The sequence below is a fragment of the Paenibacillus sp. USHLN196 genome (assembly GCF_037144955.1).
GTDB classification, from domain to species: domain Bacteria; phylum Bacillota; class Bacilli; order Paenibacillales; family Paenibacillaceae; genus Paenibacillus; species Paenibacillus xylanexedens_C.
In genome coordinates this window covers 437236-457780 of the sequence record NZ_JBBCYH010000005.1, presented here as the reverse complement: position 1 = coordinate 457780, position 20545 = coordinate 437236, and the positions used below count along the sequence as shown (strand labels likewise).

Here is a 20545-nt window from a genome sequence, read left to right as displayed (position 1 = left end):
ATTAATGGGTTTTGTATTGAAAGTAGAAGGCGCAGAAACAATCGAATTGGGAATGGATAATATCCGCACTGTAGTGTATGACACAGATACACCGGACGATTCCAACGCTAGATCCACAGATGTAGGTGCAACACTTCGCATCAGTGGCAAAATTATTACAGCAACAGACGGTGACAATGCAGATGACACGATGAAACTTGCTCTGTGGTCACTCGTTCCAGCTGAAAAAGCAGATTGCTACCGTAAAGTAACCCTTGAAGTGGTTGCGGCGGATCAAGTGGTACGCAAAATTTACATGCCTAATGCGTTCGTTGTGGATTACACAGAGCGTTTCGGAGATACCGAAGGCGTGGGTGAATTCAGCCTGTTCATCAAACAGAAAAAAGACAAAACGGAATTCACTAAAATTGAAGGCGGCTTCCCGGTATAAAAGGGAGCAGCTGATGTTCCGGGTCAGTTATGGCTGGCCCAGAATAATTCTGTCATGTTAAGGGGCCTTGGTGCCCCTTAATCTTTATTTACGCCCGAATACGGCAGGGAGGCAGGTACGAATACCATGAATGATTATTATGCCGTGCTTGGTGTGGAACGTGAAGCTTCTCCGGAGCAGATCAAGAAGGCTTATCGTCAATTGGCGAAGAAATTCCACCCGGATGTTAATGGGGGAGATCCGCAGGCAGAGATGCGTTTCAAGCAAGTCCATGAGGCCTACAGCACACTCGGAAATCCCGAGTTAAGGGCTGCATACAATCAACAACCTCGATCTACAGGGAACCCAGGAGGACCAAATGGAGCAACATCCAGTACTGCACGAGAAAAGAGTGGACAAGCCCAAAATGGACCTATGAATACCGATAAGGTATGGTCGGATCCATCACGAATGCAGGAACAATTTGAACAATTTTTTGGCTATCGCCCCAAAGGCAAGGAAAGCTCAAACAGTGGCAAAGCCGATCCCAACAAAGGAATGGATATGTCCGCCATGTTTGACCGATATTTCGGAGTTCGAAAAAAGTAAGCCGGTGGCCTGTAATGGATCGTGCCGGTTCAGGCGGAGGTTATGGAAGTGAGACGAGGAAGGTCGGTAATGACGATAGGGGTTGACGCATGCGTCGCCATGATTTCGTTAGCCGTGCTGTATTACATATTCATCATTAACCGGGACATGAGTGCCCAGTGGATAACTGGAATTATTGTGGTCCTCTCCGGGGGAGCATACCTGTTTTTTAAATACTTACCCGCCAGCAAGAGGGAAAAGAAGAAGTTGTCTTCACGTGTTGTGAAACTCGTACTGTTGGACGATGACGGTACAAGTGTGAAGGAATGGTACATTCAGGGTGAGACAAGTGTATTGATCGGAAAAAGTTCGAAGAACAGTGAGGCGGACATTGATCTGTCCGATACTCCATATGCTTCCCTCATCAGTCCGCAACATGCTGTGCTGAACAAAGCTTCGGGCCAATGGTTTATTGAGGATATTGACTCCGCCAGCGGCGTGGGCGTACGTAAGGGAAATCAAAGCAGATCATCCAAATTGGAAATCGAAGAACCCAGCCTGATTGAGGCAGGAGACTTAATTTATATTGCCAATACCCGCATTTTGGTGAAATAACGTTGGCGTACCATCATACAAGCTTACGGGGGAATGAAAAGAAATGAGTCTGACAAGATGTGGAAACGGACATATGTTCAGCACGAGACGGCACGGAAACACCTGTCCATATTGTAATCTGGCCGTCGAGTCACCGCCTTCCGGCAATAGTGAAGCAGGGGGAGCAATCCCACGCGCGCCTCGCACGGCAGAGGATGACAGAACGATGCCATACCTGGGAGAAACGACAGGAATTGAACCGGTAACGGGATGGATGGTGTGCATCGAAGGTCCACAAATGGGCCAGGATTATCGAATTATGGCTGAAAAGAACTTTATTGGGCGTTCGGAAGAGATGCATGTTCGAATCCTTGGGGATAACACGATTTCAAGGCGCAATCATGCGGTGATTGTATATGATCCCAAGAAACGGAATTTCTATCTGCTGCCCGGTGATGCTTCCGGCCTTGCCTACCATAACAACGAAGCGGTCTATTCTCCGGTGGAACTGGCTGCCTACGACGTCATTCAATTGGGACGTAGCAAATTCATTTTCATCCCATTATGTGGTGTGCATTTTGAATGGGAGCAACAGTGAATACCTTCATGATCTTGTGGAACGACAAGGAGCTAACGCCTTATTGGGTTCTGGCAGCAGGCTGTTTGTCGATCTGGTTGTTGTTATTCGTCCGAAGCCGGATTCCGGTAAGGCAACGTGACGATAGGCCGGTTGGCGTTCAGATCGGGAATGGACAGACCATTGGTGCTCGCAGTGAACAGGATGATTATTTTGCCTGTGCCGTGGAGCCTTATGGTGTAATTGCGGTGCTTGCCGATGGAATTAGCGGATTATCTGGTGGGAAAGTAGCCAGTACCACTGCGGTAGAAACATTTATCCGTGAGTTTGAAGAGTTGGAGCGGTTTCCTGATCCAGAGGAGTTTTGGGATGCTTCTTCCCATGCGGCAAACCAGGCGATTCTTCGTAACTTGCTTGGCGTTCCGGGCGGAACAACGTTGGTATCAGCCATGATCAAGGGCAGAGAGCTATATTGGGGCGCGGTAGGAGACAGTATTTTGGCCGTATTTCGTAAAGGAGAGCTGCTTGCTATCAATCATAAACATACGCTGGAAACCCAACTGGAAGAACAGTATATGTCTGGAGAAATATCGGAGCAGGAGGCGTTGGATAATCCGCAGCGCAAAAGGCTGGTCAACTATTTGGGGTACGACCATTTTAAACAAATGGAAATCGCGGACGAGCCGTTTGCACTGCAGCCGGCGGACAAGATTGTGTTATGCAGTGACGGGGTGTACAACTCCCTTACTGAAATGGAACTGGAGACTATACTGGCGAAAGACATGGCGCCATTTGATGCAGCCCAGACCATCATTGATTTGATTGAAGAAAAACAGCTCGTGCATCAGGATAATGCCACGATTATCATTTTGGAGCAAGGATGGTAGCGGATCAGGCAACGCACAGGGAAGGGAAATGGGGAGACGGATGAGGAAGGAGAACAGTGAATTCAAGACGGCTTTTGTCTCGGAAGCAGGATCTTTCCTGAAGAATCGGGATTTCTACGGCTGCGTTGAGCTGGAAGATTGGGCCTGTTATGTCATTGCAGATGGCCTGGATACAGATACGGAAGTGAATAGCGCACAGATCACAGTGCAGACCATTCTGGAATCCTTTTTGGAAAAGCCAACCATGTCCAAACGCAGACTAACAGAGTATATCAAGATTGCCCATGAATGGATGCAGTATGAAAGCCGCCGAGTCAGGCTCAAAGCGGGATTCGTCATTGTTGTGACAGATTATACACGTATGGTGTGGGCATCTGCCGGACACAGCCGGTTGTATCATTTTCGTGGAAATCGGCTTGCACTAAAAAGCAAAGATCATAGCGTTGCTGCCCAGTTGGCAGCCGAAGGCCAGATTGCAGAGGATCGTGTGGATCAGCACGATGAACGCGGCAATCTGAACGAATACGCGGGCAAACCTGGCATGATCAGACCGTATGTATCGGATAAGATTAAGCTGGCCGATGGCGATGTGCTTGTGCTCTGCACCCCTGGATTATGGGAAGGTGTTCAGGATGCCGAGATGATCGATGCGGTTGAAGGTGCCAATGACCCGCAGACACTGGCGGATACGCTTGAAGAAGTAATGCTTAGCAAGCAGCGTACCCGTATCGAGAATTATAGTGCGGCAGCCATATATGTGAACAAGATTTTTCATGAAGAGCCCAAGAACCGTAAGAAATGGATTAAGCGGATTGCCATCATGCTGGTTATGCTCCTGATTTTTGGTGGAGCCGGCATATTCTACGCGGTGAAAAGCGCAGCCAAAAAAGCTGAATTGGTCGTAGATATGCTGCAATATGAACAGACCGCAGACCAGTATGTCAAGGAACAAGAGTATGCCAAGGCGGTCTCGGACTACAGCCTTGCACGCAATAATTCCATCAAAATCAAGGACCCTATACATAAAAAGCTGTTGACCGCGAAGATGTCTGCTGCCCAGACGCTGGTTGATGGGGAAGCTCACCTGAAAGAAGGCGACATTACCAAAGCAACCGCGAGTTACACCAAAGCATTGGAATTGTCTGAATCCTATAGCATGTTCAACCGTGAAGTTATTCAGGAGCGATTGGAGCAGATGACCACTTTCCAGCAAGTGCAAGACTGGATCACGGAGGGCGATCTGAAACTCCAGAACGGAGATTACAGTGGAGCAATCATTTTGTATAAACGGGCCAGAACGGCCGCTACGGAGACAGCTTACAAAGATGCGCTGAAGGAAATTGCTACGCAATTGGAGACGGCCGAGACCAAACGTGCAGATATCAAACGGCAATCCCGGCAGCTTCAGGCAGATACGCTGGAACAGAAAGGTGACCGCTTCAATGAAGCCGGAGACTACAGCGGAGCCATGGATGCCTATGCTTCGGCACAGGGAATTTATCAGGAGATCGATATGCTGGAACGTGTGCTGGCCATGGAGCGGAAAATAAACAAACTGGATGAGAAATTGAACCCACCGGTACCGGCGGCTGATCTTACGCAGGATACGGCAGGACCAGATTCACCAAATACATCGGGCATAACCTCGGATATGACCGAGAGTACAGGAAGTGTGAGTACAGGCAATACAGTGGGGAACGGTTCTTCCACTGGTAATGGCACCTCGGCTGGAAATGGCAATGCGGATGCTTCTGGCTCAGGTGCTTCTTCTGGAAAAACGACAAGTAATGCTGGCAGCAATTCTGCCTCCAAGGCTGACGGAAGCACCGATACCACGGAGGCTGACGTGAATGAACAGGAATCATCGGAAGGAGGAGATTCATGATGAAAGACATGATTCGTGACCGTCTTAACAAGATGGAGGATCTCGAACAACGCCGCATGCTCAAAGATCTCATGACAGGCGTTTTTCTTAATCTTGTGGAGTATCAGGAGACGCTGAACAAGCAGATTGAGCAACGAGTTTTTGATGAGGTGTTGCCGCAGGAGGAACGTCATGATGTATATGTCACCTTATGTGCGCGGGAAGATCTGGACCCCATTCATGAATTTCTGTACCCGATCATTCCTGAGGATGCTGAACCACAGACCGTCTATTTGAGCGAGGCCTCAGAGGCACTGGCGCGTCAGGAAGAGATGAAATTGTTCACATTCTACATGGAATGTGGGCAACAGGAACTCCAATCTCTGCTGAACAGTAATCGGACATTTCGCGGGGAGATAGTAACCAGTGGGGGCAGACATGCCATAACGGTTCGGTTGAAATCAAGTGCCGCGTATATCTCCAAAGTTGAAGAATTGTACCGGGTCTTTCGTAAGAACAGCCTGCCATGGAAATCGATCAATGCACCCTATGTGTTCAAATTCGTTGATTGTGTTCTGGTCAGTTCGGACGATGGAGAAGCATGGGACAAACAACATGCTGTCAAGGAACTTTCCATCCATCTCGAAGAGTTTGAGCCTTATAAAAGAACCAATATGATTCCGCTGTGGAACATTCAGAAGCTGGATATGAAAACGGGTGGATTCCCTGTTCCGGCTTCGGACCGAATCAATTATGAACATGTGTTGCCACTCCGCAAAACCGGAACGGAACACGGATATCTGGTGGATGGAGACGAATCGCATATTCGGTATATCAAAAGATCGGAAGAAGATATCACCATCGTATCACCACTGGAAAAATCCGATTCATGGACGGTGCTGAAAATAGCTGGTCCCGTCGCAACCCGTGTTGGCAGGATGGACTATCCGCTTTTTTCCAATAACAAGCGGGAAGGGTTTGCCGGTAAATATGCGCGCCAGGAAGGACGTTCTGTACGATCCAAAGGAGAGATTGCCCGCATGGTTCACGCTTTTCAGGCAGCAGAGGGGTTGGAACTGGAAGATGTGCAAGTGGTGGCGCCAAGACCTGCTTTGGGCATTACGTATCCACTTAATGCATTTGTTAGCGATCATGTCCGTGTTGAAACAGATAAACATCGAATGATTTTAAGGTTCAGCAGACACGGGAAGCAGCCGGGACAGGCCATTTTTCTGGATGATCTGCTGAGCTTTCTGGTATCCGAAATCCAGCTGGCTTTCCCGGAATACTGCTGCGAAGGGGAATGGGTGTGAGTACAGCATGAATTACATCTGGGATCTCATTATTCGGGCCAAGCGTAATGGAACCGATCTGCGCGACGTAACCTTTGTGCCAGCACGTGTATATTCGCCTTATATGGAACTCAGCCAAACGAACCTGAATGCTTCAGGCGTGGAAGGCACGATTGAAGTCAATCCGTATTATCGCTTTTTTGATATTTTCCGGGACCTGTTCGATATCAATAATGAAGAGCAGGTGGAGTTGCGGGAAGCGCTCTTTGATCTGGTCATTCATTTTCTGGCGGATATGGATTTGATGCAGGGGATGAACAAGAGGGAGTATTATATTCGCTTCATTCTGAAGGATATGCATTCGGGTGTATACGGGGATCGGGTTCGGCGGCGACTGGAGCTGTTCGGACAGGAGGAGCAGGAAGTGATCGCCTGCAATATGCTCCGTTTGTATGATACGGGTGAGGCGGTTCATCTGCTGAGGGATACCCTTGTTCGAATGTTCCCGCGTTCAACCCTATATGCCAATTGTGAGGAAAAGGATGAATTGCTTTTGTATATTGGTCAGGTAGAACGTACGGAAGCGAAGGAGAAGCTGGAACTGATTCTTGAACTCTTTCTGCCGGTTCGGTTCGACACGGAAATATACTGGGGGCATCATTTTGGCATTCTGGATGTGGACTATACGATGATACAGGACGGGATTGCTCTATATTAAGCAGCACCAGCAGTTGTAAGGAGGAAGTATAGATGAACGGCTATTCATACCGATTGTATCCTGACGCCACGAGCAGGGAACGTTCCAGAGGAACCATGCGTTATACGCGTGAAGAATTGATGGACATGACCACGTTCCAATTACGGAACATTTGCTACAAGGAACGGTTAATCGAGGGATTGGGCCCTCGGACGGAGCGGGAAGAACTGATTCGGATTATTTTAAAATTTCTGGGAGCGGACGATATATTGTGGATCGATCAGTCTGTTGAAGGTGGATTCGAGCGGATACAAAAGGCTATTTCTCGTCATATGACGGCGCCCATGAGCAGTGATGGAGGCATTAGTGTGCCTGCACGACTGATTCTGTACGAAGGATTGAACGTGGACAAGCTGGATCGATATGTGGTTACGGCACCGGGTGGACTAACCGAATCCAACGTACTTTTAGTCAATGAGAGCATGGAGCTGTGTGGCATCTTCAACCTGGTTAAGGACGACTCCGTATCGGGAACCTTTTATTTGACCGCAGGAAGTGGGGTGACCTGGAAGAGATCGGGAAACAGACAGTACAGTCTTCTCTTTTTCCGTAAGCGCGACTCGGAGTATCTCTATCAGACCTATTATTCCAGCAGACCGCTTCCACCGGTTCATATTCAATATACTCAGATCCCACTGGCAGATCTGGACATCCGGGAGCTTGAACCGACAGAAGCAGTGCTTGCAATTGATTTTGGCACCTCCAATACGACGGCAGGCGCCTATTTGCATAACGGTTATATTCAGGCGCCGAGCAGCCAGGATTTGCTGAATGGACGAGTCCGTATGGATGCCATCAACTACGTTTCTTTTCCCGATCCTACATACAAAGATCCGGATTGGATCGAGGTCCTGCCTACGGCCATTGGGGTGGCGGAGTGTTCGGATCCAGCGAACATTCGTTACGAGTTCGGCTATGAAGCGCTGCGAAGTATGCGTCGGGGAGGGTACAGCAGCCGGGCGAGTGTCTTCCGCAGCATGAAGCGCTGGGTGAACAATTACAACAAAATGGAAGAAATCGTCGATGTTCATGGCAATGCGGCCATGGTGTCTCGTATGGATCTGCTGCGTGCATACATGAATTACATCATCCGAACGGCAGAGCATCAGTTCAAGTGCAAGTTTCGCCATGTGCACTTTACCAGTCCCGTGAAGATGAAAACACAGTTTTTGCAGATGTTCAGAGAGATGCTTCCGGATTATCGGATTGAGCAGACGTATGCGCTGGATGAGGGAATGGCTGTGCTCTATAACACCCTTGCTGACGGCATGGAACGTGGTGCTTTCATGGAAGGGCAGACGTATCATGCGCTCGTGATTGATTGTGGCGGTGGAACGACGGATTTATCTTCCTGTGCCTTTACGATCGAGGATGGACATATGGCGTACAAGCTCGATATCCATACTACCTACGAAAATGGGGATACGAACTTCGGAGGTCACAACATTACCTATCGTATTATGCAATTCATGAAAATTGTATTCGCCGACTACTATAGCGGACGCCGTCAGGTGACGGATATTGATAGCCTGATTGAGGCACCTGGTGCGGATGTGTTCCGTCAGGTGGACGAAGAGGGTGTAAAGTCCGTTTATCAGAAGCTGGAGCAGCGATATGAGGAGGCAGAACACATCATCCCTACCGCGTTTGCGCGCCGAGAGAATCGTTCACGGGATGAGTATTTGCGGGTAAGAGGCAACTTCTACTTTCTATGGGAAATCGCAGAAGAGATGAAGCAGCAATTTTTCCGCAAAACCGGCATTTTGCGTAACCGATTCCACTCGGAGATGGAGGGCGACGGGGACAGCGATCTGCAAATAACCACCATGGAGCGTTGGTTCCTCTCGGTAGAACGGAATGGGGAGTTGAAGGATGAATATGAGTTCCCCGATGTGGTGTTCAATATCAAGGAAATTACCCAGCTGATTAAGGCTGATATCTATGAGGTGGTTCGTAAGTTTTTGGATGATTTCTATCGGCAAGGGCGGATGAACCAGTACTCGATTATCAAGTTGACAGGTCAGTCCTGCCGCATTGATGTATTTCGGGAAGCACTGAAAGAGTTCGTTCCAGGCAGAAGCATTGAGTTTCGGCAAAAACCTGCGGAAGGGCGTGTGCCTGATCTTAAACTTGCCTGTCTTCGAGGGGCGATTCGTTATCTGAGTGCCCGCAAAACGGGAAGCGTTCAAGCGGACATCACGCATGATGCCGCTGTAATTCCGTATACCGTAAGTGCCTACACGCATAATGGACGTGAAAAAATGCTGATCAGCAGTCTGGATCGGAGTGATGGTATTCCGGGCAGCATTTCCCGGCCATTCGAGACGGCAGAAGTGGAGTTGTATCTTAGCGGAAGTGATGGCCAGCTGAGACAAAAATTCGTATATGCGAACCGCCCGGATTTCTATAAAGAGGTGCTCTACGAAGACATTCGAGATCGATATGGAGATAAAATTCCGCAAGATGATACGGATTCCATCGTGAATGGAGAGACGAAGTTTTTTGTCTTTCCGGATGATCGTCATTGGGGCTTCCATGTGTTGCCTGTAGCTCGTAGAAATGAACGGCTGTATCTGGGATCGCAGAAGCTACTTCCGTTTGAAACAGACTTGTCGGAACTGGACTTCTTTGACGGAATGAAGTGAGGACCACGAGCAGAAAGGAGGAACACCGCTCATGTTCACATATTCGTATCCGCATTTTAACAAGGGAAGAATTCTGAAAACATCCATGTTGGAGGGACTACGTGATTTCCCCAGAGACTTCATCGAACTGTACTATCGCGGTTATGCAGATGGCATTCTTGCAGGTGCAGAGGTAGAAGTCTTCCCGGACAAATTGGTCGTCGCTCCTGGGATGGTGCTGTATAGAGGAAGGCTTTATATGCTGACAGTGCCTATGGAACTGGCATACCAAGCTACGGGACGGGTCAATGTGCTGAAGCTTCGGTTTACCGCGGAGGAGACCGTGAGTGACATGACGATAAGCCACTCGGAACTGCTCTTGGATGAAGAGGCAACGTGCACATCGAGTGAGTTGGAGCTGGCTCGATTCAAGCTGAAGGAAGGGGCCCGGCTGCGGCGTGACTACCAGACCTTTGCCGACTTGGCAACGGAGTTCAACACGCTGCATGTCATTCATGTCCCTTATGCAGCCGAGGGGACAAGCACCTTATCCCCGGTTGTCATGAAGGATTATGCCGAGAGGTTGCTTCGAACGGGGACCTCTGATCCCCAGGATCTGGTCTTCGCCATGATGTGTCTCAATGAAGGAACGGTTGGGCGTAGCGTCATCTTGCATCACATTGCCAGTCGATTGGGGCTGGAGTACAGAGAATATGATAATGCGCAGATTCATCGATATCTGGATCGCATACTGGCGAATGCAGGTCGGGGAACGGGACGTTCGGGTATGCCGGTGGGTGGACCACATCGTATGATTGTGGATTGAAATTTTCAAGTGAATGGGAGGATGGAATTCGTTTATGGAACATATGGATCGCAAAATCATCCCGATGTTATATGGCAAAACATTGAACGGTGAACCTCATCAGGGAACAGAGACTAGAGATGTTGAAGCCTCTCCTGAATCAAGAGAAGTTAAACCATTCGAGCCAATAACCATGATACGCCTTGAACAGGAAACGATACATCTGAGAAGAACGGAGCTATACGAGGGCAAGGTTACGGTGTCTCTTCCCCGCACATTTCGTTTGGTGACAGAAAGAGAAGCTCAGTTAAAATATCCGTCGTCCCATCGTCCTGAATGGATCTATACCAATGATTCGGGAACGATCAACTTTACGTTCAAGACATTGGATCATCGTCTTGCTCCGGAAGAGCTGAATTCCTTTACGGAATCGATGGCTGATGTGATTCGTGCAACTCAACCTGTACGAGAATGGAAAAAACACGGCGTTCGAGTGACGGATGCCGGTCTTTCCACGGGTTACTGCCAGTTCGTTGTTCAGGGATTGAATGATCAAATTTATAACCATATGGTGTTCACCATTTTAGATCAGAAAGTCCTTGTTTATGGTTTTAACTGTACGGACGATGAGAAGAGAAATTGGATGGAACCCGGTGGTACACTTCTGGATACACTCATTGTCGAAATGAATTAGAGAGGAGCTGAGTCCATGAGCCTGACGTATGAAAATCTGATTATTGAACCTTATGAGCTAGTACATCTGCAAGAATTGACAATCCGCAAAAAGATGAATGAGCATACCCGCCTTGTTTTCAAAGGCATGGTATCCGAGGAATGGAAAGATCGATATGTGGATGTTACCGATCAGAGTACTGCGATTGAAGTGTGGCAAAAGGATGAGGAGGGGAACAAAAGTCCGCTATTCAAAGGCATTCCTTTATCTGTAGAAGTGCAGGTTGTGAGGGGCGTATATACGCTCCAGGTTGAAGCGATCTCACATACGTACCTGATGGATGTCAAGAAGCGAACGCGTACGTTTCAAAACATCCAGATGACACTCCCTGAATTGTTAAAAGAGCTGGATCAGGATTATCCGGGACTGGACGTGATCGATGAGGGGACCGGGGGAGCCGAGATTGGCAAGGTGGCCGTGCAATATCAGGAAACAGATTGGGCATTTCTCAGAAGACTGGCTTCCCGATTTCATACGAGTCTGATGCCTGCGGCTCAATTCGACAGCCCCAAATTTTATTTCGGCGTATATGAGCATGGTAACTCGATCGAACTGGATAATACGCGTTATACCGTCCACAAAAACATGACTCCGTTCATGTACTTCACAGAGAACGAGACTGTAAATGTGAATGAAAGTGACTTCATTGTATACGAAGTGGAGACAGATCAAGTTATGGAACTGGGACACCATATCTCATTCCGTGGCAGAAGTCTGTATCTTACGGAAGCCTATACGGAACTAGCCGGAGGTATTCTAAAGCATAAATATGTGCTGAGTCTTCACAAAGGATTGCGGCAAAAGACGTACTACAATCCGCTGATTGCTGGAAGCTCATTAATGGGGCGTGTTATCGGTGTACATGGTGGACAGGTTCAGGTACATCTTGATTGTGATGATAAACAAGGGACGGAAGATGCACTGTGGCTGTTGTATCAATCTCCGTATATTGCAGAGGGAGAGACCGGCTGGTATGTCATGCCCGAAATTGGTGACCCGATAGCTGTATATTTTCCAACGATGTATGAAGAAGATGCTTACGCCACAGGTGCTCCACGACTGGATAACAAGTCGTCATCCACCAACAAGCTGAACAATCCTGATCATAAAATATTTCGTACTCCTCATGGGAAAGAGATACGTCTTACTCCAGACGCTGTAATCATTAGCGGTAAAGAAGGAGAGGTCTATATTCGACTTAGTGGAAATGAAGGTATTCATATTGCAGGTAGTCAGCAAGTAAGTATGTCAGCAGGAGGGAGCATTTCGCTAAAAGCAGGAAAGAAAATTACATTATCTGCTGGATCAGAACTTCTTCTTGAAGGAGGAGGAGGGAAAATAAGGCTGGATGGTCAGGCTCAAATGAGCGGGACAGAAGTGAAATCTAATTAACGTTGGAAGGAGGAAAGTCAGTGAGCCGGAAGGAATCACTACTGCACTTTTATACGAATCAAGTGGAGCCTGAACGAATCAGGCTGATGGCTGACCTTCAATATACATTAAATAGCCAATCCCCAATGTTGACTACGGAGTTCCTAAGATATTTCGAGGAATTAACTAGTAAAGTAACGCACAGTCAACAGATTGGTGCCAAAGGGAATGTTACTTACATCCAATATTCTTTGTTGCGGACAGAAGTCGCTACGGGAGCGATGCATTATCTTGCCGAAGCCAGTGATATGTCATGGCTTCTCGACAGAGAGCCTATACAGGCAATATATGATGCCCAGTGGGCCTTTGATTGTTTGGAACGGATGCTTGATCGTTTGAAGAAGACACTTCCTGATTATCAGGGGATGATCTCGATGGTTGAACTGGATCGAATACGACTTCAAGAGGTAACTTTGGTTCACCGCTATGTTATTTATTTTATTCGTCAATGTTTCCATCAGCTCCTTGATTCCCAACTGATATCGGATATGCAGGTGGAGCCCGAATTTGAGGTTCGTGTAGGGGAGTATTTGGATACCAGTGAATGTGTGTATCGCCTGGACCAACGAGAACGGAACTTGGAAGACATCGGCAGGGAGCTTGAAGAGGGTGATGGTTTGGGTGGGATGTATGCGGACTATCACGATCTGGACATGGAAGAGATGATATGCAGTGATCTAGACTTCCGGTATAGCAGGTTTAATGACATCAGATTAAAATCAACAGATTTTGAACGTTGTGTCTTGGTAGGCACACGTTGGCATAACTGTGATATGAGAGATACCAATTTTGCTGACAGTCTACTCTACGGTGCTGACTTCAATGGATGTTCACTGGAGAGGGCTATCTTCAGGGGCATTTCTGGGGAAGAAGGGCATCCTGATGGTCGAATACAGGGTCCTGGGTACTCAGGTATCAACTTCGAGAATGCCAACTTAACCGGAGCAGATTTCAGGGGAGCGCGACTCCGTGGAGCTATATTTCGTAGAGCAAACCTAACCAACGTGTTATGGGATGGGGCAGATCTGGAAGATGCGATATTTGAGGAGTCGGTGAAGGAGGAATCGCCATGCGATACTTTAGGCTGATGCAGGATACCAGATGGACAAATCGTGTAGAGACAGAAGCGGTTGGTGAGGTACAGCGTCGAGAGTGGAATGCTTCTTTTCAGGAGGGGAGTAGTAATCACACCGCAATTAACCTTTCAATCAAAAGCAGACCTAATGTAGATTACACCGATTATTTGGAGCGTCCTGTACCTCTGGTATCGGATCGAATGCTGGAAGTATTTACGTTGTACCATCCCGGCTTAATTCGCAGGGCAGCAGTGTTGACGGACAAAGCACGTATGTCCCAGGAGACCTATTGGGCTATTTATCCAACGGTAATGGATGTGCTCTCTCCCCAAACGGAACGTCATCTGGATGGAAGTCTGAAACAGATTGTTCTGGATCGAGGTAAGGCTGAACTTCCTTTGTTTCAATTAAAGGAACCTCGTGAATCTGTCATCATCGTTAATCTAGCTTTGGCAGAGAGTCTGCTGCGTCGGGATTTTTCCGGGATTCAGCTGGTCCGTCTGGAGCAGGAACAGACAATATAGAGAGGAGAGAGGCGAAATGGCACAAGGTAATCAAGAGAGTGAGATCAGTCTTCAACCTGCTACAGGAGATTCCAAGAGTTATGTGGTTGCCGGAGCGATTCTGCATTGCAGTTGTGGTACACAGCGTACCCGATTGAAGATCCCATTTAGTCATGGCGTTTACATCAAAGGCAAGGCTCAGTTGACGATTGAAGATTATGTACCTGGAGTCCATATTGGATCATTTGGAAATTGCTCCAATATGGAGAATCCGGCTGTATCCAACAGTATGATGGTGGATATCTATGGGGTGAAGAAAGCACCGTGTGTACCTGTATTGACTATGCCTTGGCTACATGGCAAAGGAGATGCCAAGGTGGAAGGGAAAGCTGCTCTACTTGGTCACTGTACGCATAAGTGTCTGTATGGTGGAGATATCGTCATCGAGGATGACGGACAGCAGCTGGATTTTTGAGATGAACGAATCCATGAAAAAGGTACAGGAACGCATCGGATACGAACAACTCCGTTTATATTGGCCGTATAGAGTGCAATGGCTGGAAGAAATCCGAATTACCCGACAGATTAATGAGCATGCGAAGTTATATATTAGCGGCGTTATACCGGAGGAAGATGGACCAGGCATCCTTCATGTCCAGGCTGAAGGAGAACCGATTGTACTAAGACAGCTAGATCAAATGGGGAAATCTGTAAGGCGTCTGTTTCATGGCGTGATGACTTCATTAACTGTACATTTGGTTGGTGGCATATACAGGTTCGAGCTAGAGGCCATATCGAATACATATCAGATGGACATTGAAATATCCGTGCGAGCATTCCAGAACAGGGCGATGTCCTATGGCGAATTAGTTAAATACGTGATGAAGGCGTATACCTACTCGGATGTAATTGATAATGTCACAGAGAATACCCAATTGGGAGAACTTGTTTTACAATATAGAGAAACCGACTGGATGTTTCTGAGACGTTTGGCTTCCCGGTTTGGTACCGTACTGGTGCCTGAGGTGACCGCAGCTTCACCGAAATTGTTCTTCGGGTTGCCCATGGGCAAGTTGTGGAAATGGCCTCTGGATCGTCCATATCATGTCAAGAAAGAAATGGGCCATCTGAATTGGCATGGGGATGAACAGCATCGGTATATGATGCAGGATCCCAAAGGTACACAGGGGGCGCTCATCTATACGATGGAGTGTTATGAAACCTATGCTTTGGGTGATAAAGTCGAACTGCCTGACGGGAAAGAATTAACGGTAACTCAAGCGGAATCCCGATTGGAATCCGGGTTGCTCATGACTACATATCGTATGATGTTGGAAGAACATATTCGGGTTCCACGATCCGATCTTCTGGATCTCATTGGCCTCTCCTTATACGGTGAAGTAATCCGCATTATTGGTGATCGTGTACAGATGGAACTGTATATCGAAGATGGTCCGATTAAAGCAGAATCTTGCTGTCCATATCCTTTATCGACATCTTACGTCGCCGAAGGTCACAGCGGACTCTACCTAATGCCAGAGATTGGTGACACGGTGGAACTGTACATTCCTGGAAGTCGCGAGTCCAAGGCTTATATTCGTCATGCAGTACCCGAAAGCAAGCGTTCGGTTTCCGGTGGAACGCAACACAAAATGTGGGGCCACCCTGACGGACCATCTATTGGTATGTCATCGGATGAGGTGACCGTACAAGCTGGAGCTGGATTGGTCATCACACTGAATGACCAGGGTGTCATGATGCAGAGTGCAGGTAACATCTCGATTCAGGGTGGCAGTCTATCGCTTAAAGCAGGTCAGATTAAAGCTACCGCCCCTGAAGCAATTTGGCTCCTTGGCGGAGGAAGCAGCTTTATTCTCGATGGACAAGCTGATGTCCGTGCTGGACTGCTGCAACAGGAAGGCAGCCATAAGGCACCCGTCGTGGTAGCCGATTTGCCGCCAGAGCCAGAGCCGCCCCTTATTCCGCTTGAACAATATGAGGCAGCTCAAGCAGCAGCTGCAGCCGAAGCAGCTGCTATGCAGCCTTCCGTGGTTAACATGAAGGAGGCCTCCCTGTTTGGTGCAGCGGTCGCCATGGCGGGGATGATCCCCGTCTTGGGCATGTTTGGAGGTGCACCAGCGGTTGCAGCACAGGCCGTTGTCGTTGGCGCTGCAGCAATCGGCTTGATCGGGAACATCCCAAGTGCAGGATCCTTTAAGCCTTCGACCCTACAACTTCTGAATCATCTGAATGGTGATTTCGTGGGCAAGCTGCAGCAAGAAGAGGCTTACAAGCACCAATTATTTGGTAAAGTTGTCTCAGCAGCACGAGAGTTAAGCACGGCTACTTCCTTTTTGGATTTTGTGAAGAAACTGCATCAGCAGGAAAAGGAAATTAGCCAGATGTATTATCAGATTCCAGGCAATACGAGGGAGCATTGGGCTCATCAACAGGTTGACCAAGAGTTGAAGGAAGCACTCGTGTATTATGGGAATGTGAAGCAGAATGACATTAAATATGAACTATTTTTCAACCCTTATCATAACGGCATTGCTCGAGATATCGGAAGAATAGACATCACCGCAGAGGAAATGGGTGACTATAATTACTGGCAGAAACAGAATCTGACGGTCGAACAGAAGAAGTATCTTGCCCGGCGAATTATGGCTCCCATGAGTAAAGAAGAATTATCTACCTTGATGGGTGAATTCGAGCAACATGAGATGACTATGAAAGGGTTGGACGGAGAGTTCAATGGATTTACGGGCAGAGTAAGCACGAAAAAGGGTTCTTCAGGTGTACCAGAGCCCTCAGACCATCCAGGAACAACGGGTTCTCCAAGTGCTGCTTCTAAAGGAACAACGACGACAGACAAACCGGCTACAAGTAAAACAAAAACATTTGTGAAAAAGTCAAAAGATGTGATTGTTAAAGCCGTCAGCGATTATTATAAGGAGAGCCAGGTCATCCGGTTTCAGCCTTGGAGCAACTTGGGAAAAAACAAGCCCAAAGAGTCGGGAACTGCCGGGGAAGTGGGTTCTGGAGGGAAAACAAGCTCGAACGCTGGGAATAAGTCAAGTGACGGGGCAGGAACAAGTTCCTCCAGCAATGGCAAGAAACCGAATCAGACCCCGAGCAGCAGTAAGAAGTCGCAATCGTCAGGTGAAACGGATAGTACGGGTTCAAGTTCAGGTACAGGGAAGAAGCCTGGCGATGGTGAAGGAACAGAATCATCAGGTAGTGGCAAGATAGAGGATCCAACTCCGAATACCAGTAAGAAGACCCAAACATCCGGAGAACCGGATACTGCAGGATCAAATACAGGTACAGGGAAAAAGTCGAGCGAGGGTGAAGGAACAAGCTCATCTAGCGCTAACAAGAAAGATAATCAGATTCCCAACAGTCATAATCAGTGGAAGCAAGATTCATCGAAGAAAAAAGGAAAAGATGATAAAAAGAAAAAAGAGGAGGAAAAACGTAAAAGTGAAGAGGAAGAAAGACAAGAAAGACAAGAAAGTGAATCAGAGGCTGAGGGGACGGGTGATGTTCCTAAGGTAAGTCATGGAAAAGTATTCCCAACAAGAGTAATTGATTTAGAAACAGAAGGTTTTATTATTGATAAAGTTAAAGTGTTAAGAAGTAAGCTTTCTAATAGGATTAAAGGTGATCTAAATTTTGCGTATGCGAAGGTAGAAATTGAAGGAATTGACAAGAATGAATTTTATTCTCATAGTAGTTTGAACGGGGATAATAAGGAAAAGACCTATGCTGATTATTCATTAAAACCAACAAAACCAAAGTACGAGGCTACTGAAGCGCCAGATAGGAGTGGTAATGTAAGATTAAGAGACAATGATACTGAGTATAAAATTCTCAATGATTTGGCATCTAGACTTGATAAATTGCCAGATCCATCAAAAGCTCGTGGGAAAATTAAATTATTTACTGAATTAGATACATGTGGAAGTTGTAGTAGAATCATAGGGAAGTTTCACAAAGATTATCCCAATATTGATATTGAGGTAATCCATAATGGTGATAAGATAGTTGAGCCATAAGAAATTTATTGGGAGGACATAAAGTGAAACGAAATTATGAGGCTTTATTTGGAGCTTTTTATGAAAACTATTTTTATTTTAAAAGTGAGGGAATGAGTGGTCCTGAAGCTCTTGCTTGCACATGTGAGGCATACTTCGGTATGGATAAAAGAGGTGAAATGGAAAAAGCAGTATTGTCTATTGCGGAAGGGAGAATTCATTTAACACATTCGAAAATTTTTGTTAAATCGAAACAAAAGATAATTGATGCATTAAATTCTCTAGATTTAAATAATTTACAACATGAAATAGCTCCAGATGATTATCAGGACATATTAGAACGAAGAGATATGGTGCTTGATGGAATTGAAAGTATACCTGTAGATTATAGTCCGAATACAAGATATTACTACTTTGAAATAGAAAAGGAAGTTAAAAATTACTTTGGGATTTTATTCAATGAGAAGAAAGATGCAATTGAGCTGGTTGAGGAAATAATGGAACGATTCGAGCGTGAATGTAGGAGTACATTAAGTGAAAAAATAGTTGTTAGAACAACACTTGCAGAACTACTTATCAGATATAGAATTAATGCTAAAGGGGAGTTTTTGAAAATAAAAAATGAATTAGAGCAATTTGATATGAATGATGTGGGGGAACAATTGTCAGAAAATGAAAAGTTGGATCTTTCTATGCGAATCAAGGAAGTCTTAACTAAACTTCAAAATTTATAGATAAATTTGTTTTTTCAACGATCTGTATTTAGAATGATACAAACAACAACGCCACAATGCGAGCTAAACGCTGTATTGTGGTTTTTTATCCCCCTTTATTATCCAAAAAATCCAAACTAAAGTGTACCTTATGAGATGGACACTTTAAAAAAAGTCCATCTCATAAGGTACATTTTAGAATAGAAAATATGCCAGACGACATTTATGATTCCTATAGTTTGTATACACATGGTTCAGGATCGCATGCTGAGGTGTATGCAGCTAATAAGGCATTATTGGATAATCCGAGTGCTACTATTGATGATATCTTAATATATGTGATAAAACCTGGAGGCTCATCAAAGCCAGTCATCGATATACCATTCCAAACATGTCCGCACTGTAATTATATTTTACGGGATTTTAAAATAGAATCTGATTTACCCAAATAATCTAAATGGAGTGGATGATATTAAATGATTGATGTTAATATTTTGCGAATGGAAGATGTATTGTTAACAGGTATAGAATTTACTGATGATGTTTGTTTTTCTGGAAATAGTGGGCAAGAAGTTTTTGATAAACCGATAGAGGATGGAGGGAAACCTATATCTGGTCTTTTATATGAAAGATACGATAATGGGAATTTAGCATATTACTCTTACTATAAAAATGGATTGGCTGATGGAGACTATGTGAACTATTATGAATCTGGCAGAATTTCAAGCTTCCAGAAAATGAGCAAAGGTGTAATAACAGGAGAATTTATCTCTTGGTTTGAGAATGGTAATCATAAATCAATCGCGAATTACAAATATGGATTTGCCATAACATATAGAGAGTGGGATATAGAAGGGGTACTAATTAATGAAAAATTAGAGCCAAGTGAATTTGAAAAGAAAATGATCGAAAAATATGATGCGCGTGCAAAATAAGTTAATGAATAAAATAATAGATGAATTTGATAAAATTCAGTATGATTTAACTCGGAAAATAAAATTAGAAAATGATTTCCACAAAGAAAATATTCTGCTGATTGCAGGTATTGACCTGGCATATTGGGAGGAAAATGAAACGACAATTGCAGTTTGTTGTATATGTGTCGTGGATTTTATGACGAAAAATGTTATAGAGACGAAATCTATGACAGATGAAATTGCGGTCCCGTATATACCAGGATATTTATCTTTCAGAGAATTACCATTAATTTTAAAAACATTTAACACCTTAATTAATGAACCAGATATCGTTATGTTTGATGGAAATGGGTACTTACACCCTAGGAATATGGGGATTGCAACGCATGCTTCCTTTTATTTAAATAAACCAACAATAGGTATTGCAAAAAGCTACTTGAAAATTGACGGGGTTGATTTTATTATGCCCGATGAAGAAGAAGGGGCTTTCTCTGATATTGTGATAAATAACAAAATCTATGGGAGAGCATTACGAACACATAAAAGTGTAAAGCCCATTTTCGTCTCCTGTGGTAATTGGATAAGTATTGATACTGCTACAGACCTTACATTAGCGTTAATTAATAAGGAAACTAGACTCCCTGTACCAGTCAGACAAGCAGATTTAGAAACAAAAAAAATGAGGGAAAGATTTAGATGAGTCTGTAAAATAGTTTGTGTAAATCCTGTAGTGTTTGA

The 20545-nt window shown here is 45.7% G+C and carries 19 protein-coding genes; all 19 read left to right on the top strand.

The genetic code is table 11. From position 1 onward, the window contains the following. Positions 1–4: 4 nt before the first annotated feature. Positions 5–430, top strand: a complete 426-nt coding sequence (locus WFI24_RS15570; RefSeq protein ID WP_056695746.1) for a hypothetical protein — start codon at positions 5–7, stop codon at positions 428–430. A 126-nt stretch (positions 431–556) separates the two neighbouring features. Beyond that, positions 557–1018, top strand: coding sequence for a J domain-containing protein (locus WFI24_RS15565; protein ID WP_336762134.1), 462 nt, complete (start codon positions 557–559; stop codon positions 1016–1018). A gap of 69 nt (positions 1019–1087) precedes the next feature. Beyond that, a complete protein-coding gene (locus tag WFI24_RS15560) occupies positions 1088–1612 on the top strand; it encodes an FHA domain-containing protein (RefSeq protein ID WP_336762132.1) in 525 nt (174 codons plus the stop codon). A 43-nt stretch (positions 1613–1655) separates the two neighbouring features. Next, entirely contained in the window at positions 1656–2189 is a 534-nt protein-coding gene (locus WFI24_RS15555) for an FHA domain-containing protein (RefSeq protein WP_091013796.1), read from the top strand. After that, entirely contained in the window at positions 2174–3055 is an 882-nt protein-coding gene (locus WFI24_RS15550; protein WP_336762128.1) for a PP2C family protein-serine/threonine phosphatase, read from the top strand. Before WFI24_RS15555 ends, WFI24_RS15550 begins: the two co-directional genes overlap by 16 nt. A 40-nt stretch (positions 3056–3095) precedes the next feature. After that, positions 3096–4940, top strand: a complete 1845-nt coding sequence (locus tag WFI24_RS15545) for a serine/threonine protein phosphatase (protein WP_336762126.1) — start codon at positions 3096–3098, stop codon at positions 4938–4940. Further along, complete coding sequence (locus tag WFI24_RS15540; RefSeq protein WP_336762260.1) at positions 4940–6232, top strand: normocyte-binding protein; 1293 nt, start codon at positions 4940–4942, stop codon at positions 6230–6232. Before WFI24_RS15545 ends, WFI24_RS15540 begins: the two co-directional genes overlap by 1 nt. Positions 6233–6239: 7 nt before the next feature. Beyond that, positions 6240–6929 carry an iron-dependent peroxidase gene (locus tag WFI24_RS15535; RefSeq protein ID WP_336762124.1) on the top strand — a complete coding sequence of 230 codons (690 nt, stop codon included), beginning with the start codon at positions 6240–6242 and terminating at the stop codon, positions 6927–6929. A gap of 32 nt (positions 6930–6961) precedes the next feature. Continuing rightward, positions 6962–9613: a molecular chaperone gene (locus WFI24_RS15530; protein WP_336762122.1), complete on the top strand. Its 2652-nt coding sequence runs from the start codon at positions 6962–6964 to the stop codon at positions 9611–9613. A 31-nt stretch (positions 9614–9644) separates the two neighbouring features. Beyond that, complete coding sequence (locus WFI24_RS15525) at positions 9645–10418, top strand: DNA and RNA helicase (protein ID WP_336762120.1); 774 nt, start codon at positions 9645–9647, stop codon at positions 10416–10418. A 34-nt stretch (positions 10419–10452) separates the two neighbouring features. Beyond that, positions 10453–11091, top strand: a complete 639-nt coding sequence (locus WFI24_RS15520; protein ID WP_253502185.1) for a hypothetical protein — start codon at positions 10453–10455, stop codon at positions 11089–11091. Between the two features lie 15 nt (positions 11092–11106). Continuing rightward, complete coding sequence (locus WFI24_RS15515; RefSeq protein ID WP_336762114.1) at positions 11107–12522, top strand: hypothetical protein; 1416 nt, start codon at positions 11107–11109, stop codon at positions 12520–12522. Positions 12523–12542: 20 nt separating this feature from the next. After that, a complete protein-coding gene (locus tag WFI24_RS15510; RefSeq protein ID WP_336762112.1) occupies positions 12543–13649 on the top strand; it encodes a pentapeptide repeat-containing protein in 1107 nt (368 codons plus the stop codon). After that, positions 13631–14161 (top strand): hypothetical protein, encoded by a 531-nt coding sequence (locus WFI24_RS15505; RefSeq protein WP_133385615.1) that lies wholly within the window; start codon positions 13631–13633, stop codon positions 14159–14161. The genes WFI24_RS15510 and WFI24_RS15505 overlap by 19 nt, the downstream gene beginning before the upstream one ends. A gap of 16 nt (positions 14162–14177) precedes the next feature. Next, positions 14178–14615, top strand: coding sequence for a DUF4280 domain-containing protein (locus tag WFI24_RS15500; protein WP_133385614.1), 438 nt, complete (start codon positions 14178–14180; stop codon positions 14613–14615). Continuing rightward, a complete protein-coding gene (locus WFI24_RS15495) occupies positions 14590–18198 on the top strand; it encodes a deaminase domain-containing protein (protein WP_336762106.1) in 3609 nt (1202 codons plus the stop codon). The genes WFI24_RS15500 and WFI24_RS15495 overlap by 26 nt, the downstream gene beginning before the upstream one ends. 23 nt (positions 18199–18221) lie before the next feature. Then, on the top strand, positions 18222–18911 hold the full coding sequence (locus WFI24_RS15490; protein WP_336762105.1) for an Imm3 family immunity protein: 690 nt from the start codon (positions 18222–18224) through the stop codon (positions 18909–18911). A gap of 455 nt (positions 18912–19366) precedes the next feature. Continuing rightward, the gene (locus WFI24_RS15485; protein WP_289389923.1) at positions 19367–19825 is read left to right on the top strand and encodes a toxin-antitoxin system YwqK family antitoxin; all 459 of its coding nucleotides are present in this window, start codon (positions 19367–19369) and stop codon (positions 19823–19825) included. Then, complete coding sequence (locus WFI24_RS15480; protein WP_336762101.1) at positions 19806–20507, top strand: endonuclease V; 702 nt, start codon at positions 19806–19808, stop codon at positions 20505–20507. Before WFI24_RS15485 ends, WFI24_RS15480 begins: the two co-directional genes overlap by 20 nt. Positions 20508–20545 lie beyond the last annotated feature (38 nt).